General features: G+C 73.3%; 16 protein-coding genes and 1 pseudogene. 11 read left to right on the top strand and 6 right to left on the bottom strand.

Going from position 1 to position 16,654, the window contains the following annotated elements; genetic code table 11:
• On the bottom strand, positions 1-1,021 hold a 1,021-nt coding region (locus N555_RS29110), incomplete at its 3' end, for a flagellin N-terminal helical domain-containing protein (protein ID WP_029431769.1).
• 207 nt (positions 1,022-1,228) lie between these two features.
• Entirely contained in the window at positions 1,229-2,161 is a 933-nt protein-coding gene (locus N555_RS25930) for a sigma-70 family RNA polymerase sigma factor (protein WP_369794021.1), read from the bottom strand.
• Positions 2,162-2,352: 191 nt separating this feature from the next.
• Between N555_RS25930 and N555_RS0112185 the strand changes: the two genes are divergently transcribed.
• From N555_RS0112185 to N555_RS0112145, 9 genes and pseudogenes are all read left to right on the top strand, one after another.
• Positions 2,353-2,838 (top strand): flagellar protein FlgN, encoded by a 486-nt coding sequence (locus N555_RS0112185; protein ID WP_029431767.1) that lies wholly within the window; start codon positions 2,353-2,355, stop codon positions 2,836-2,838.
• Positions 2,835-4,247, top strand: coding sequence for a flagellar hook-associated protein FlgK (gene flgK / locus N555_RS0112180; RefSeq protein ID WP_029431766.1), 1,413 nt, complete (start codon positions 2,835-2,837; stop codon positions 4,245-4,247). Before N555_RS0112185 ends, flgK begins: the two co-directional genes overlap by 4 nt.
• On the top strand, positions 4,247-5,170 hold the full coding sequence (locus N555_RS0112175; RefSeq protein ID WP_029431765.1) for a flagellin N-terminal helical domain-containing protein: 924 nt from the start codon (positions 4,247-4,249) through the stop codon (positions 5,168-5,170). The genes flgK and N555_RS0112175 overlap by 1 nt, the downstream gene beginning before the upstream one ends.
• A 43-nt stretch (positions 5,171-5,213) precedes the next feature.
• On the top strand, positions 5,214-5,618 hold the full coding sequence (fliW, locus tag N555_RS0112170; RefSeq protein ID WP_029431764.1) for a flagellar assembly protein FliW: 405 nt from the start codon (positions 5,214-5,216) through the stop codon (positions 5,616-5,618).
• Between the two features lie 79 nt (positions 5,619-5,697).
• A pseudogene (gene csrA / locus N555_RS29270) lies at positions 5,698-5,871 on the top strand (carbon storage regulator CsrA); the annotation flags it as partial.
• Between the two features lie 304 nt (positions 5,872-6,175).
• A complete protein-coding gene (locus tag N555_RS0112160; RefSeq protein WP_051683989.1) occupies positions 6,176-6,691 on the top strand; it encodes a hypothetical protein in 516 nt (171 codons plus the stop codon).
• A gap of 50 nt (positions 6,692-6,741) precedes the next feature.
• A complete protein-coding gene (locus N555_RS0112155) occupies positions 6,742-7,824 on the top strand; it encodes a sigma-70 family RNA polymerase sigma factor (RefSeq protein WP_029431761.1) in 1,083 nt (360 codons plus the stop codon).
• A gap of 243 nt (positions 7,825-8,067) precedes the next feature.
• On the top strand, positions 8,068-8,376 hold the full coding sequence (locus N555_RS0112150; protein ID WP_231502713.1) for a hypothetical protein: 309 nt from the start codon (positions 8,068-8,070) through the stop codon (positions 8,374-8,376).
• Complete coding sequence (locus N555_RS0112145) at positions 8,373-9,137, top strand: hypothetical protein (RefSeq protein WP_029431759.1); 765 nt, start codon at positions 8,373-8,375, stop codon at positions 9,135-9,137. The genes N555_RS0112150 and N555_RS0112145 overlap by 4 nt, the downstream gene beginning before the upstream one ends.
• A 10-nt stretch (positions 9,138-9,147) precedes the next feature.
• On the opposite strand, the gene N555_RS0112140 is transcribed toward N555_RS0112145, so the two are convergent.
• The 4 genes from N555_RS0112140 to N555_RS0112125 form a co-directional block, all read right to left on the bottom strand.
• On the bottom strand, positions 9,148-11,112 hold the full coding sequence (locus N555_RS0112140; RefSeq protein WP_051683988.1) for an NlpC/P60 family protein: 1,965 nt from the start codon (positions 11,110-11,112) through the stop codon (positions 9,148-9,150).
• Between the two features lie 223 nt (positions 11,113-11,335).
• Entirely contained in the window at positions 11,336-11,578 is a 243-nt protein-coding gene (locus tag N555_RS0112135) for a hypothetical protein (protein WP_051683987.1), read from the bottom strand.
• An 11-nt stretch (positions 11,579-11,589) separates the two neighbouring features.
• Positions 11,590-12,906 (bottom strand): citrate synthase, encoded by a 1,317-nt coding sequence (locus tag N555_RS0112130; protein WP_029431756.1) that lies wholly within the window; start codon positions 12,904-12,906, stop codon positions 11,590-11,592.
• Positions 12,907-13,006: 100 nt separating this feature from the next.
• The gene (locus tag N555_RS0112125; RefSeq protein ID WP_029431755.1) at positions 13,007-14,440 is read right to left on the bottom strand and encodes a class II fumarate hydratase; all 1,434 of its coding nucleotides are present in this window, start codon (positions 14,438-14,440) and stop codon (positions 13,007-13,009) included.
• Between the two features lie 154 nt (positions 14,441-14,594).
• Here N555_RS0112125 and N555_RS26850 point away from each other — a divergent pair, with 154 nt between their 5' ends.
• Complete coding sequence (locus N555_RS26850) at positions 14,595-15,296, top strand: hypothetical protein (protein ID WP_029431754.1); 702 nt, start codon at positions 14,595-14,597, stop codon at positions 15,294-15,296.
• Positions 15,297-15,477: 181 nt separating this feature from the next.
• Entirely contained in the window at positions 15,478-16,638 is a 1,161-nt protein-coding gene (locus N555_RS28320) for a hypothetical protein (RefSeq protein ID WP_197028978.1), read from the top strand.
• The last annotated feature ends 16 nt before the right edge of the window (positions 16,639-16,654 follow it).

Genomic DNA, 16,654 nt, shown 5'->3' with positions numbered 1-16,654 from the left:
GGATGCGCGACTCCGACGCGGTCAGGTTCTCCACCGACACGTTGAGGTTGTTGATGGTGTGCTCGAACCGGTTCTGCAGCGCACCCAGGTTGGCCCGGGTGGTGGAGACGGTGCTGATCGCGGAGTCGATGGCGCTGATGGCCGCGCTCGCGCCGGAGGCAGCCGCGGCGTTGAACGTCGCGGTGCCGGTCACGCCGGCACCGGCGATGACCAGGTCGGTGGTGATGGACCCGGTCGGGCCGTTGGACTTGATGGCACCGAACTGGTCGACCTTGACGGTGAAGCCGGAGCCGTTGAGCTCCTTGTCGAAGGCCTTCTGCACCAGGGCCTGGTTGGCCGCGGCACCGGCGGCGTTGGTGGCCGTGGACCAGCCGGTCAGGTCCAGGGTGCGGGCGCCGGTGCCCTTGACGTTCACCGTCAGCACCGGGGCGGTGGCGTTGGTGTAGTCCAGGGCACCCGGGTCGAAGGTCCACTCGGGACCACCGGTGGAGACGTCGACCGCGCCGACGCCCAGGCCCGTGGCGCTCATGGCCGTGGTGACCGCGACGTTGATCGTCTCGCCGGAGTTCGCGCCGACCTGGAAGGTGCCGGAGTACGAGCCGCTGAGCAGGGCGTTGCCGTTGAACTTGGTGGTGGTGGCGATCCGGTCCAGCTCGGACTTGAGCTGGGTGACCTCGGCCTGGATGTTGGTCTTGGCGGCGGCGTTGAGGCCACCGTCGTTGCTGGCCTGGACGGCGAGGTCGCGCATGCGCTGGAGGATGCTGTGCGTCTCGGTGAGCGCACCTTCAGCGGTCTGCACGACCGAGATGCCGTCCTGGGTGTTGCGGACGGCGACCTTGAGGCCACCGATCTGCGAGCGCAGGCCCTCGGAGATGGCCAGACCGGCGGCGTCGTCGGCGGCGCGGTTGATGCGGAAGCCGGAGGAGAGCTTCTCCAGCGACTTGGTCATCTGGGTGTCGGTGACGGCCAGGTTGCGGTACGAGTTCATCGCCGCGATGTTGTTGTTCACGCTGAGACCCACGGGGGGTTCCTCCTTGGACGGGGCCGGGAGCCCGCCGCATCCGTGCCGCGGGCCTTGCACACCCCGTAACGGCAGATCCCAGCAGTCACTTGAGCACCAAACCGCAGGCCGGGGCGGCCGTCCCTCGTGCGGGGGAGGGACGGGGAACGCCGCAGCGCCCCGGCCGGGGAGGCCGGGGCGCTGCGGGAGGGCTCACGTCGAGGCGAGTCAGGCGGGGCGCGCCGCCCCGTACCGGTCGGTTCGGTGGTGCTCGGCCCCGTACCGCTCGGCCAGCCGGGCGCCCCGCGCCGACGGCATCAGGGCCGCCGGGGGTGCCGGCGGGGCAGCGTTGCGTCCGGCCACCCGGTCGACGTACGAGCGCTGCTGGTTGCGGGCGCGCACCCCGCCGTCCGCGGGGACGGCCTGGCCCTCCCACACCTCGCTCATCGCGGCGTGCAGCAGGGTCAGTGCCCGGGCCCGCATCTGCGAGACGCGGGAGAGCGTGACGCCGAGGTCCTCGGCGATCTCGGTCAGCGACTCGCCGCCGAAGAAGTTGCGCTCGATGACCTCGTCGAGCCGGTCGGGGAGCTCCCGGATCGCCTGCTGCAGGTAGCGGGCCCGCTCGACCCGGAGCAGCGCCCGCTCGGGCGACTCCCCGGGGTCGGGCAGGTCCAGCCCGCCGGAGTCGCCGTTCGAGTCGGCGTCGATGCTGACCATCACCGCCCGGTGGACGTCGACCTGCAGCGCCTCGAGCTCGCCCTGGCGCACGCCCAGGCTCGCGGCCAGCTCCTCGCGCGTGGGCGGGCGGCCCAGGGTGATGGTGAGCGCGTCGGCGGCGGCGTCGGTGCGGCGGGCCGCGGCCCGGACCGACCGGCTCGCCCAGTCGCCGGAGCGCAGCTCGTCGAGCACCGCGCCCTGCAACCGGGGCAGGGCGTAGGTGGCGAACGTCGCGCCGGCCGTGGGGTCGAACCGCCGCGCCACCTCGACCAGCGCCACCTTCGCGCAGGACAGCAGGTCCTCGCGGCTGACGTGGGACGGCAGCGAGATGCGGGAGGCCACCGCGTTGACCGCGAAGGAACAGAGCGGGAGGTGTTCGGTCACCAGGTCGTCCACCGCCCGGGCCGTGCGGGGGAGGGGAACGGCCGGGGGACGCTCGGTCACCGGAGATCGGGCTGCTCGCACACCTCCCTTCTCGGCACCCTCTACACCGGGCGGCACCGTCGGCCCACGGGGAAGATCTGACAACGTGCGCCCCTCGGCTTGAGGGTTCCTCGCCCGGTGCCGAAGGCCTCTCTGCGACGAACACGCAGGCCGCTCCCCGGTCTGCGACGGATCAGGGAGGCGGTGGGGACGTGGACTACCAGCACCTGTCGACGTTGCTGTGGCGAGAGCAGGAGTTCCTGGACCTGCTCTTGTTCAAGGCGGAGGAGAAGCAGTACCTCATCGTCACGGGCAAGACCCGGTGGCTGGCCCGCATCGCGCACGAGATCGAGGTGGTCCTCGACCAGCTCAGGACCCTCGAGGTCGAGCGCGCCGCCGTCACCGAGTCCATCGCCGTGGAACTGGGTCTGGACGCCAACCCCTCGCTGCGCCAGGTCGCCGACGCCGCCCCCGCGCCGTGGAACGACCTGTTCGGCAAGCACCACGAGTCGCTGCTCGTGCTGGTCACGGAGCTCCGTGGCCTCTCCGAGAGCAACCGCGGCCTGATCGAGGGCGGTCTGGCCGCCATCGACGAGGCCATGCTCTCCGTCCGTCCGCCCACCGCCGGCACCTACGGCGCCTCGGGCCGGACGACGGCCGGCGCCCACCGCGCCGTCACCCTGGACGGTGCCCTGTGAGCACCTTCGGCGGTCTGACCCGGGCGTCGACGGCGCTGTGGGCAGCGCAGCGCGGTCTGGACGTCACCGGGCAGAACATCTCCAACGTCAACACCGACGGCTACACGCGTCAGCGGGTCGAGCAGTCCTCGATCAACGGCTCCGTCGTGCCGGCCATCCACGCCATCGGTGACGGCATCGGTTCCGGCGTCGACTCGAGCAGCGTGATCCGCATCCGGGACGCGTTCCTGGAGGCACGCGGTCGGCTCGAGACGGCCAGCACAGCGCGACTGACCGTGGAGAGCGACGCGTACACCCAGATCGAGTCGGCCTTCCGCGAGCCGGGCGCCACCGGCATCCAGAAGATGCTCGCGAATGTCTGGAGCGGGTTCAGCGACGTCGCGAACAACCCGACGGAGCGGAACCTCGCCGCGCGCAGCCAGGTGATCGAGCGGCTGCAGACCCTCACCGCCGGCATCCGCACCACGGCGACCGCCATGGACAAGCAGTGGGATGACACGTACGCCTCCCTGCAGTCGGTCGTCAGCGACGTCAACGCGACGGCGTCCTCGATCGCGGAGCTGAACCAGAAGATCCGGCTGGGGAACCTGAGCGGCACCCCGGTCAACGAGCTCTCGGACCGCCGGGACTCGCTCATCATGAAGCTCTCCGAGCAGGTCGGCGCAACGGCGACTCCGGGCGAGGACGGCGTGATCAACGTGGCCATCGCCGGCTCGTCGCTCGTGACCGGGAACAGCGCGATCTCCGTCAAGCTCGTCGGGGGGACCTCGCTGGCCTCGGCCGCCACGTCGCCGCCGAGGCTGGTGGCCGATCCCGGTGGGTCGACGTTGGACCTCGGGGGGACGGCCGAGGGACAGGTCGCCGTGTTGACGTCCATCGTCCCCGGCTACCGCGCCTCTCTGGACTCGCTGGCGGACAGCCTGGCCACCGCGCTGAACACCCAGCACGCGCAGGGACTCGACCTGGACGGGAACGCCGGCGGTCCGCTGCTCGGCGCCTCGTCGGGGACGACCGTCACGGCGGCGAACATCACGGTGGCCCTGTCCGACCCGCGCAAGCTCGCGGCGTCCGGCGCGGTGCCGAGCGGGGCGGTGACGGTCAACGGCAACAACGCCGACGCGCTCTACCGGCTGTCCCTGGCGCCGGCCGGCGTCGACGCCAGCTATCGCGAGATGATCGTCTCCCTCGGCGTGAGGTCCTCGGTCGCCAAGGGCGACCTCGAGGTGCAGACGGTCATCCGCAACCAGGTGGACGCGGCCCGCGAGTCGGTCTCCGGGGTCAACCTCGACGAGGAGATGACGAACATGATGTCCTACCAGCACGCGTACTCGGCCGCGGCGCGGCTCGTGACCGCGATCGACGAGACCCTCAGCACCATGATCACCAGCATGGGCTTGGTGGGCCGCTGATGAGGATCACCCAGCGGGCCGTCGCGCAGACCAGCCTCCTCGGCCTGAACCAGAACCTCGCCCGGATGGCCAAGCTGCAGGAGCAGCTGACCACCGGCCGGGTGCTCAACGCACCGTCGGACTCGCCGACCGGCACGAACAAGGCCATGCAGGTCCGGCAGAGCACCGATGCGGTCATGCAGCAGGCGCGCAACATCTCCGACGGTCAGGGGTGGCTCGACGCCGCCGACAGTGCCCTCACCACGATGCTCAACCAGGTGCGCCGGGTGCGGGACCTGACGGTGCAGGGCCTGAACACGGGGTCCATCCAGGGCAACTCCGCCTCGGCCATCGCCACCGAGGTGGCGTCGCTGCGAGAGAGCCTGCTCGGCGTGGCCAACCAGACCATCAACGGACAGCCGGTCTTCGGCGGAGCCACCGACAAATCGCAGGCGTACGACCCCGCGACCGGCGCCTTCATCGGGGTCGGCGGCACCGTCGCGGGCGTCGACCAGACCGTGCCGCTGGTCCGACGGGTGTCCGACACCGAGGTCATCCGCGTCGACGTCACCGGCCCCGAGGCGTTCGGTGAGCAGAGCCCGGGACGTGACCTGTTCGCGCTCGTCGGTGACATCGCCGACCACGTCCTGACCGCCGGCGCGGACCCGACCGACCTGTCGACAGACCTCGCCGACCTGGACGTGGCGATCAGCCGGCTGCTGACCGCGGCTGCCGGCATCGGTGCGCGATCGGCCAGGCTGGATGCCGCGCAGCAGGTCAACACCGACCTCCAGTTGACGCTCAAGGGCCAGCTCTCCGACGTCGAGGAGATCGACCTCCCGAAGACGATCATGGAGCTGAACATGCAGAAGACCGGCTACGAGGCCGCTCTCGGCGCCACCGCCAAGGCCATCCAGCCCAGCCTCATGGACTACCTCCGATGACCGTCGTCATCCTGCCCACAGAGTCGCCGTCTGGAGTCGCATCGTGACGCTCGCCCCCGTCGCCACCCTGCCGCTGCTGGGCATGGTGCAGCCGGTGCCCGGATTCCCCGACCACCGTGACTACGTGCTCGTCACGGCCGACGGAGACGGGCTCCTCTACTGGCTGCAGTCGCTCGACGCGGACGGTCCGCGGTTCCTGGCCATCGCCCCGGCCCGGTACTTCCCGGACTACGCGCCCGAGCTGCCCCGGTCGGTGTGCGAGGACCTGGGTCTGACCGACCCGGCCGATGCCCAGCTGTTCTGTCTCGTGACGGTTCCCCCGGAGGGTGCGGCGGCCGCCACGGCGAACCTGCGGGCACCGGTCGTCGTCAACCGCGCCACCTGGCGCGCCACCCAGGTCGTGCTGACCGACGGCGCACATCCCATCCGGCGGCCACTCCGCCGATAACACCCATGGCGCCCATGCGCCCAGTGCCCGCGGTCCGCGGGCTGCCACGGAGGCCACCACAACCCATGGAGGGGTTCCCATGCTCACTCTCACCCGCAGCGTCGGCGAGACGATCCGGATCGGCGACGACATCGAGGTCCACGTCGTCGAGGTCCGCGGCGGCACCGTCCGGCTGGGCTTCAAGGCACCGCGCGAGGTGACCATCCACCGCGAGGAGGTCTACCGGCAGATCGCCGAGGCCAACCTGCTCGCCGCCCAGGTCACCGCCGACACCCTCGGCGCGCTCGCCGCGTTCGCCCCCCCGCCCGCCGGCGAGGTCACCGCACCCGCTGCGCCGGGGCAGGCGCCCTCCGCCTGACGCAAGTGCACGTCCCGGCCACCGTGCCGTTGTCGGTACTTGCCGATGAGTCGGTAGCCGAGCGTGCGCCGGGCAGCAACACGGGCAAGAACTGCCGAAGCTGACCCCGCACATTGCGTCGGAGACAGCGAGTGTTGTGCTGAAGTCGGCGTCGCCATGCGCCAGAGTTGCCCCCGAAGCACGACAAGGGGGCGATTCCATGTACCGCAGCGCTGACCAGGCCATCCCGGCCGACACCGTCGACCTGACGACCTCGTCGATCGACGAGCACGACCTCTCCATGTCCGACGAGCACGCGTCCGACGCCGTCCTCGACGACGACGGGGCCACCGACGCCGACACGGTCGTCGTCCACGTGGCCCTGCGCCCGCGGCGCGGCTCCGCCCGCCGCTGCCTGGCCGGCCTGGCCGCCCTGGCCGCCGCCCACCCCGACGTCGCCGTCGCGGTGACCGGCCTGGGCAAGGACGAGCGCACCGTGCGCGTCACCGTGGGCGTCGAGCTCGGCCCGCGCGCCGGGGTGGCCCGCTTCTCCCCGCAGGCGCAGGCGGCCTACGCGTTCGTGAGCGAGCTGTTCACCACGCTCTACGACCACATGCCGGTCTACTGCGCCGAGCCCGGCCCGGCCGAGTGCGCCGCCGCCGCCGGCCTCATGGCCAGCCTCGGCGTCGGGTCGGCTCCCGCCGACGTCCCCGCGGTCCAGCACACCTTCGCCTGAGCCACCCGCCCGCGACGCACCTCTTCCCCGACGCCTCGCCTGGAGCATCCGTGACCACCACCGCCACCCCCTCTGCAGAGCGCATCCGCCAGCCGCTGGTCTTCGGCGGCATCCCCGAGGCCGAGGGCTTCGCCCGCGTTCCGATCACCCCCCGGGACCGGGTCCACTTCCGCGTCGACCGCGAGCTCCCGCTGCCGGAGTTCCGGGCCGACCTGCCCGACCGCGTCACGGTCAGCTTCGACTCCGGCGAGGGCCTGTACCGCGTCGACGGCGCCTGTGGCCAGGGTCCGGTGCTCGCCGACTGGATCCGCGCCTGGTGCGCCGGGCGCGGCATCACCACCGTGGGCCTGCGCGCGGAGGCCGACGTGCGCCGCCGCGCCGCCCGGGACCTGCCCCCGGCCTTCCTCGACGACCTGTGCCGCCACTACGGGCCGGTCAGCCTCAAGCGCCTGCAGCGGAACATGAGCACGATCCGCCTGCACCTGCCCGACCCCGACGACCTCGCCCAGCAGGTCGCCGAGTGGATCCTCAAGGCCGTCGGCCAGTACGACGAGACCAAGGGCGTGCCGTTCGGCGCCTTCCTGGCCACCCAGCTCTCCAAGTGGGTGCACGACCTGGGCCGCGCCGCGCACGGCCGCACCGCCGCCGACACCGAGCACAAGCAGCAGAAGGCGATCGCCGCGTTCGTCGCCGAGCACCAGCGCCGGCCGTCGGAGAAGGAGCTCGCCGCCTACATGGGCCAGAGCGTCGCGACCCTCCGCCGCAACTCGCAGACCGTGGCGACCCTCAACGGCCTGCGCAACCTGCAGTCGCTGGACGGCGCCCCGGACGCCGCGGAGATCCTCATCCCCGACAGTCACGAGGCGCCGGACGAGATCATGGGCGAGGCGGAGCAGACGCTGCTCTCCCACGCGCTGACCGCCGCCTGCGCACCGGATCCGGGCGCCCGCCCCGAGCAGCGGGCCGGCCAGCCCAACGTGCTCGGCTGGGCCACCTGGTACCTGACCACCTGGGGCGGGGTCACCAAGACCCAGCTGTCGGCCGACCTCGGCACCAGCGTGCGCAACATGAACGTGCACGCCGACCGCGTGGAGCGGGCGCTCAAGACGCAGCTGGCCGAGCTCGCCGACTGATCCCGTCCGCACGCCGAAGGCCCTGGTCTCTGGGAGACCGGGGCCTTCGTCGTCCCCGGGGGTCGCGCGCCGGTGGTGGGCGCTGCGACCAGCGGGACGAAACTGCGCCGGAGAGGGTCCATGCGGCGCCCGGACTGCCGATATCACGGGTGTGACCGCCTCCCTGCTCCGCCGCCAGGCGCCGGGGACGTCCACGGGGGGCCCGACCTGAGCGCCCTCGCCGCGGGGGAACCGACCCCCGACGTGCTCGTGCCGTACTGGCTGGCCGCACCCGCGCGTGCCGCGCTGGCCGCCTCGGTGCGACACGGGCTGAACGCCGGTGAGGTGCACCCGGTCGCGGCGATCCACCTGGCCGACGTCCTCACCGAGCTGCACGTGGCCATGGCCCGCGACGCCGTCTGGCCGGGCCCCGCCGCCCGGGTGCGGCAGGCCACCGGCTGGGACGACGACGTGCTCCCGGTCCGTCTCTCCGCGGTCGAGCTGGAGAGCGTGCTGGCCCTGCCGGCCCTCCCCGAGGCGCTGCGGGTGGCGTTGGCCAGGGTGCCGCGGTGAGCGACTCCCCGTTCGGGCGGTCCTCGGCCGGCCTGCTGCACCGGCTGCGGCCGGTGCCGGTGGACCCCGACGACCTGCGCGACGTCGCCGCCGAGGTGTTGCCCGAGTTCGCGACCGCACGGCTGCGGCTGGTGCTCACCGACGACCGCGTGGACGGCCCGGTCCTCGTGCTGCGGGAGGACGAGCGCACCCTGCGCACCCCGCTGCGCGACCTCGCCGAGGACATGACCGCGGCCGGGGTCGTCGCCGCTCCCGAGGCGCTCGCGGCGGCGCTGGCCTCGTGGGTGGCCCACCGTCCGGTGCCCGACGCCGCGGCGGCAGCGACCGGTACCGCGGTCTTGGACTGGACCGACCGCGGGCGGACCGCGGTCGGCTGGCGCGTCGTCGTCCGGCGGGACGCGGTGGCGCTGCCCTGGATGCCGTCGCCCTCGGCCGGTGCCGAGGACGTCGCCCGGATCCGCGCCCGCGCCGTCGAACGCTCGGCCGCGGTGGAGACCGAGCTGCGGGTCCAGGGCCCGGTCGCGCTCTGGTCGCACCCCGTGGTGCCGCTGCTGGCCTCGGCGCCGTTCACCGCTCCGGAGCGGGTCCTCGAGCGGGTCGCGGCGGCGGGGCCGGCGATGCCCGACATGCACGTCGTCGTCACCCCCGGCCGGCCGGTGGCCGGTGCCGGTGCGGGTGTCGCCGCACGGCTGGCCGAGTCGACCGGCGAACCCTGCGTCCGGCTCCCCTGGCGGGACCTCGCGACCCTGCCCTGGCTCTGAGGCCGGTCGGCTACGCGTCGAGCAGGTGGCCGAACTCCCAGTGCCACGCCTCGGGCTTCTCCCCGCCCGGCTGCGCCCAGTCCGGCTGGACGAAGCCGTACCGGCCGGCGTTGGCCGTCATCCACTGCCACTCGGCGCTGCCGGCGCGGTTGATGCCGCCGCAGAGGTCGACCGCCAGCGCCCAGCCGTGGTTGGACGTGCCGGGATAGGCCGCCAGGCGGGGCTTGGCGCGGTACGCCGAGACCTGCGCGGCGAAGGACCGGTAGGAGTCGGTGATGCACATCGGCCGGCCGAAGTCGGCGGCGAAGGCGGCGGCGAGCCCGGCGTAGCCGGCCGCCGCGTCGCAGCGGAGGGCGTGCGACCCGCCGATCGCGCAGAGCGCCGAGGTCGGGATGCGGCCGTTGCCATAACCACCCCACATCGGGCTCACCGGGCCGACCGGCGCCGGCGGGGCACCGCAGGCGCCGTTGCCGTTGGCGGCGGGCGGCAGCGGGGCGTTGGGCGTGGCCGGGGACGGGAGGGTCACGCGCACCGTGCCGGTCGCGCCGGTCATCGTGCGGACGCCGACCGACCAGCCGGCGGCCGAGGCCGCGAGCACCTGGCCCTCACCGAGGTAGAGGCCGACGTCGGCACCGCCGTCGGCGAACACCAGGTCGCCGACCTGCAGCTGGGAGGCGGGGACGGGCGCGCCGGTGGTCCACTGGCCGGCCGCCGTGGTGGGCAGACCGAGACCGCCCTGCACCCACGCCGCGGCCGCGAGACCGGCGCAGTCGTAGGCGTCGGGCCCGGTGCCGCCGGCCTGGTAGGGCCGGCCGAGCTGGGCGAAGGCGACGCTGACGGCGGCCACGGTCTCGGCGGGCAGCACGGTGACCGGCCGGTTGCCGGCCACGGCGAGGGCCACGCCCGGGATGGGCATGCCGGTGCCGTCGAGGGCGGGGGAGAAGCCGTCGGGCAGGTCGGTGGGGTCGGTGAGCTCCGCCGCGGCGGGCGGCTGGATGCCGGCGACGGCGAGCGCGCCGAGGTAGTCCTGCCAGCGGTGCAGGGCCTGGGTATTGCGCTCCTGTTGCTCGCCGGCGGCCGGGACGGCGCTCAGGCCGGCCAGCTGCGCGGTGGTGGCCGGGCTGAGGTCGGCGACCTGCTCCCGGACCGCCGCGAGCAGGGTGCCGGACTCCGCCTCTGCGGCGTCGACGGCGACCTGCGCAGTGCGGGTGGCCGCCACCGCCGCGGTCACCGCCTGCTGGGCGCGGGCGGCCCGGGTGACGTCGAGGCTGCGGTCGTCGTCGGCCCGCTCGGCGAGCCCCTGCATCCAGAGGGCGTCGGACACGCTGCCGCTGTCGTGCACGTCGAGGGTCAGCAGGGGAGCGCGCTGCTCGGTCGTCATGCGGTACAGGTCGGCGGAGAGGCCGCCCACGGCGGCCCGCGCGGTCGCGGCGTCGGCGCGGGCCTGCGCCTCGGCGGCCTGTGCGCGGGCGAGCTCGTCGCGGCGGCCGACCAGGTCCTGCTGCAGCCGGCGGTAGCGGGCCGCGTCGTCGGCGAGGCTCTGCTGGGTGGAGGCGGCCAGGTTGAGCGGATCGGTCCCGGCCGCGGTGGCGGGCACCGGCGGGGTCGGGGAGAGGGCCCCGGCGAACGCGGGCAGCACGATGCCCAGGACGACGACCAGCGCCCGGCGCTTCCAGTGCCGGGCGTCCTGGGCGGCGAGGTACCGCCGCCAGGCCGGCGGCTGGACGGGACGACGGGAGCGCTTCTTCGCGGAGGTGCGCGCCGGTGCGCGGCGGGCAGCGGACGGGCGCCCGGTCCGCGTCGCGGCGGACGTGCGGGCGGGGGGCTTGCGGGCGGCGGGCTTGCGGGCGGCGGGCTTGCGGGCGGCGGGCTTGCGCGGCTCGGGCGTCGTGCGGGTGCCGGCGGGAGTCGCGTCCCCGGCGGCGGCGCGGGCGGCGAGCACGGCGCGGACGGCGGCCGCCTCCTGGGCGGTCATGGGCGTGCGCGTGGCGGAGCTGCGGCCCGCCGGGGGCCGGGCGGTACGGGCGGCCCTGGGGGCGGGCGTGCGTGGTGCGGGCACTGCGATTCCCCCGGGGGTCTCGTCCTACGCGGCCGGCGCGCTGCAGTGCAGCGGCCTCGCCGTCGTATCGACGGGACACGGGGGTGCCCGGAGGTGCGGGGGAGGGTCCCTCACCCCTGCGGGTGAGGGTGAGTTCCGGCTATGTCGCCCGATCGGTGGACCGGTCGGGCGAGACGGTCCAGCGCGGCGTGGCGGGCGCCCACCAGGCGCCGTGCTGCTCGTCGAGCGCCACGCGGTGCTCCACGCCGTCGTCGGTGCGGACGACGAGGGACACCTCGGTGATGCGGCGGGGCGCGGTGCCCGCACCGCCGGGGAGGAGTTGCCCCGTCGCCAGCGGCAGCGGCGGCAGGACGATGACCTCCTCCCCGGACGGCTCGGACACGCGGGGACCCGTCAGCGGTCGCCGAGCTCGACGAACGCGCGCTCGGTGGGGCCGGTGTAGAGCTGACGGGGACGGCCGATCTTGGTCGACGGGTCGGCGATCATCTCGCGCCACTGGGCGATCCAGCCGGGCAGCCGGCCGAGCGCGAAGAGCACGGTGAACATGCGGGTCGGGAACCCCATCGCCCGGTAGATCAGGCCGGTGTAGAAGTCGACGTTCGGGTAGAGCTTGCGCTCGATGAAGTAGTCGTCGGAGAGCGCGATCTCCTCCAGCTGCCGGGCGAGGTCCAGCAGCTCGCTGTTGCCGCCGAGCTTGTCGAGCACGCTGTCGGCGGTCTGCTTCACGATCGCGGCCCGGGGGTCGTAGTTCTTGTAGACCCGGTGACCGAAGCCCATCAGCTTGACGCCGGGCTCCTTCTTCTTGACCCGGTCGACGAAGCTCCGCATGTCGCCGCCGTCGCGCTGGATGGACTCGAGCATCTCGAGCACCGACTGGTTGGCCCCGCCGTGCAGCGGGCCGAACAGCGCGTTGATGCCGGCCGAGACCGACGCGAAGATGTTCGCGTGGGAGGACCCCACGAGCCGCACCGTGGACGTCGAGCAGTTCTGCTCGTGGTCGGCGTGCAGGACGAAGAGCATGTCCAGCGCCGCGGCGAGGTCGGGGTCCACCTCGTAGGGCTCGGCCGGGAAGCCGAACGTCATCCGGAGGAAGTTCTCGACCAGGCCCAGGGAGTTGTCCGGGTACAGGAACGGCTGGCCGACCGACTTCTTGTAGGCGTAGGCCGCGATCGTCGGCAGCTTGGCCAGCAGCCGCAGGGTCGACAGCTCCACCTGCTTCTCGTCGAACGGGTCCAGGGAGTCCTGGTAGAAGGTCGACAGGGCGCTGACGGCCGAGGAGAGCACCGGCATCGGGTGCGCGTCCAGCGGGAAGCCCTTGAAGAACTGCTTGAGGTCCTCGTGCAGCAGCGTGTGCCGGCGGATGCCCGAGTCGAAGGTCGCCAGCTGGTCGGGGGTCGGCAGCTCGCCGTAGATCAGCAGGTAGCTGACCTCGAGGAAGCTGGCCTTGCCGGCGAGCTGGTCGATCGGGTAGCCGCGGTAGCGCAGGATGCCCGCGTCGCCGTCGATGTAGGTGATCGCCGACGTGCAGGCCGCCGTGTTCACGAACCCGATGTCGAGCGCCACGTTGCCGGTCGTGGCCAGCAGCTTGCTCGTGTCGAAGCCGTCGGACCCCTCGGTGGAGGGGACGACGGGCAGGGGCAGTTCTCCGCCGGGATAGCGCAGGGCGACGTCAGGCGTGGCTACGTCACCGGCGCTCGTTGTCTCGCTCATCGCCGAGGACGCTACTGCTCCGCCGCCGAGTTGCCACCGGGCGGCACCACATCGGCGGGGATCCGGGGCCGCTGCCGGGCCGCGGATCCCCGCCGGCGGGTCAGGGGTGGGTCATGGAGAGGACGTCGAGGGCCTCGTCCAGCTGCTGCTCGGTGAGCTTGCCCTGCTCGACGTAGCCGCGTTCCACGACGACCTGGCGGATCGTCTTCTGCTCCTTCAGCGACTGCTTGGCCACGATTGCCGCCTCCTCGTAGCCGATGTACTTGTTCAGCGGCGTGACGATGGAGGGGGAGGACTCGGCGAGCTCGCGGCAGCGCTCGACGTTCGCGGTGATCCCGTCGACGGTGCGGTCGGCCAGGATGCGGCTGACGTTGGCCAGGAGCCGGATCGACTCGAGCACGTTGCGCGCCATCAGCGGCAGCGTCACGTTGAGCTCGAAGCTGCCGGTGGTGCCGGCGAAGGTCACCGCGGCGTCGTTGCCGATGACCTGGGCGGCGACCTGGATCGTCGCCTCCGGGATCACCGGGTTCACCTTGCCCGGCATGATCGAGCTGCCCGGCTGCAGGTCGGGCAGGTTGATCTCGCCCAGGCCGGTGCGCGGTCCCGAGCCCATCCAGCGCAGGTCGTTGGCGATCTTGACCAGGCCGACGGCGATGGTCTTCAGCTGGCCGGAGGCCTCGACCAGACCGTCGCGCGAGCTCTGCGCCTCGAAGTGGTCGCGCGCCTCGGTGAGCGGGAGGTCGAGCTCGCCGGCCAACCGCTCGATGATCGCCGCGGCGAACCCGGGCGGGGTGTTGATCCCGGTGCCCACGGCGGTGCCGCCCAGGGGCAGCTCGCCGACCCGGGGGAGTGAGGCGCGCAGCCGCTCGACGCCGTAGCGGACGGCGGCGGCATAACCGCCGAACTCCTGCCCGAGGGTCACCGGGGTGGCGTCCATGAGGTGGGTGCGGCCGCTCTTGACGACGTCGGCGAACTCGTCGGCCTTGCGCGAGAGCGACAGCTCGAGGTGCTGCAGAGCGGGGATGAGATCGCGGACGATCGCCCCGGTCGCCGCCACGTGGATCGCCGAGGGGAAGACGTCGTTGGACGACTGGGAGGCGTTGACGTGGTCGTTCGGGTGCACCGGCCGGCCGAGGGACTCGGTGGCGAGGGTCGCGATGACCTCGTTGGTGTTCATGTTGCTCGACGTCCCCGATCCGGTCTGGAAGACGTCGATCGGGAAGTGCTCGTCGAACTCGCCCTGGGCGACCCGGGCGGCCGCCTCCTGGACCGCGTCGGCGATCTCGGTGTCCAGGACGCCGAGGTCGGCGTTGACCCGCGCGGCGGCGCCCTTGATGGCCGCCAGCGCACCGATCAGCTCGCGCTCGATCGGCGTTCCCGAGATGGGGAAGTTCTCGACGGCACGCTGCGTCTGCGCCCGCCACTTCGCCCAGGCCGGGACGCGCACCTCCCCCATCGAGTCGTGCTCGACGCGGTACTCGGCGCCGGTGGCCGGCGGACCGTCCTGTCGAGGGGTGGCATCGGCAGGGGGCATGGCTGCGCTCCGTGTGGGGGAGAAGGGGTGGGTGCTCCAGGAGCGACCCTAGATGCCGGGTCCTGCTCCCTCCGGGGGAGCCGGGTCCGCGTCCTGACCCCGCGGCGACGTCGGTGCCCGTACGGTTCGCCGACCGTCGAGGCCGAGGAGCGCCATGACCGACAGCTACGGCACGCCCGGACAGGCGGCCTCCGGGTACGAGGTGTCCGGCGCCGGCTACCCGGCCCCGGGTGCGAGCACCCCCGGGTACGGCGCCTCCGGCTACGGCGCCCCCGTCTACGGCGCCCCCGGCTACGGCGCCCCGGTACACGGCACCCCCGGCTACGGGGCCCCTGGCTACGGCGTGCCCGTGCAGGGCCTCCCGGCGTCCGGCGGGCCGGCCCCGGTGTTCCCGCCGGGCCGGTACCGGCCGGTCCTGGTCGCCACGGCGGCCGCCGGCGTCCTGGTCGTGGGCGCCGCGGTGGCCGCGGCCGTGGCCGGGTCGATCATCGCCACGCAGGCCGACGACGTCGGTCGGGAGATCGGCGCGGAGCTGGGCCGTGCGCAGGAGCAGCAGATGGACCAGATGCTGGACGACATGCTGTCCATGGACCCCTACGCCATGGACCCCTACGCCGGCGGTGGCGCGTACGGCGCGCTCGGGCCGGTCGAGCAGTCGCCGCCGGTGGAGCCGGGCGAGCTCGGTCCCGACCCGGTGCTCGACGAGTACGCCCAGGAGTGCTTCGCCGGGGACCTCCAGGCCTGCGACGACCTGTACTACGAGTCGCCGCCCCTGTCGGCCTACGAGGAGTACGGGTCCACCTGCGGCGGCCGGGTCAAGATCTACACCGTGCCGTACTGCACCGAGCTGGACTGACCGACCGGCACCGGCGGCGTGCCAGTCGCGCGCAAGTGCCGCCCAAGCAGTGGGGCCGAGGGTGTTCCTGGGACCTCCCGTGACCTCTCCGTGCTGGTCGGCACGGAGGCCCCCCGAATAACATCCCCAAGCCACGCCCCTGGCGTGGGCCGTTCCCGCGATCGCTCGAGGAGTCCGCACCATGTCTCAGCCTCCGTATCCGCCCCCGGGTGGCTCTGAGCCCTCCGAGCAGCCTGGCAACCAGGGCTGGGGACAGCCGGGTCAGCAGCCCGACGAGGCCACGCAGCAGATGGGTCAGCCGGCGCCTCCGACCTCGCAGTACCAGGGCGGCCAGTACGGCCAGCCCGGTGAGCGCGACGAGACCGCGCAGTTCGGCCAGCCGCAGTACGGGCAGCCGCAGTACGGCCAGCCCCAGCCCGAGTACGGCCAGCCGCAGTACGGGCAGCCGCAGTACGGCCAGCCCCAGCCGGAGTACGGCCAGCCGCAGTACGGGCAGCCGCAGTACGGCCAGCCCCAGCCGGAGTACGGCCAGCCGCAGTACGGGCAGCCGCAGTACGGCCAGCCCCAGTACGGGCAGCCCCAGTACGGCGGTCCCGGTGGCCCCGGCGGCCCGGTCCCGCCGCCCGGTGGCTACGGCGGTCCGGGTGGGTCCTCCGGTGGCGGCAACGGCAAGCTGATCGCGATCATCGCGGCCATCGTCGTGGTCCTGGCCGGCGTCGGCGTCGGGCTGTTCTTCCTGCTCGGGGACGACGACGACGACAACCCCCCCGCGGCCCAGACCAGCGCCTCGACCAGCACCAGCCAGAGCTCCAGCAGCTCGTCGTCCTCCAGCACCTCGGCCTCACCGGTCGACTGCGAGGAGCCCTCGGGCGCCGGGACGCCGGGCGTGCCCGCCGCCGACAACCCGTGCGACATCACGGAGGCGGACCCCGACGGGGACCTCACCCCCCTCGCCGTCGACTGCGCCGACGAGGACTGGGACTCCTGTGACGACCTCTGGCTGCAGTCGGACGTCGGGTCCGACTTCGAGGCATACGGCTCCACCTGCGGCGGCCGCAACGAGGAGACCAGCGGCGGGTGCGCCGACCTCTACTCGGGTGGCGGCGCCGGTGGCGGCGGTGGTGGGGGCGACGTCCCGGCCGCGACGATCCCGCCGACCGGCCTCGGGAACGACGCGGCGCTGAACGGTCTGGCCGCGTCCTGCTTCGCCGGCGACATGCAGGCGTGCGACGACCTGTTCATCCAGGCGCCGATCGACTCGGCCTACGAGGGCTACGCCGACAGCTGCGCGGGACGTCAGCCCGAGGGCACCGGCACGTACTGCACGGACACGTTCGGCTGATCCCTGCCGGTCCGCA

This window comes from Blastococcus sp. URHD0036 (assembly GCF_000701365.1).
Taxonomy (GTDB): Bacteria; Actinomycetota; Actinomycetes; order Mycobacteriales; family Geodermatophilaceae; genus Trujillonella.
The sequence above is the reverse complement of the archived record's forward strand: the minus strand, read 5'-3'. Positions and strand labels throughout refer to the sequence as shown.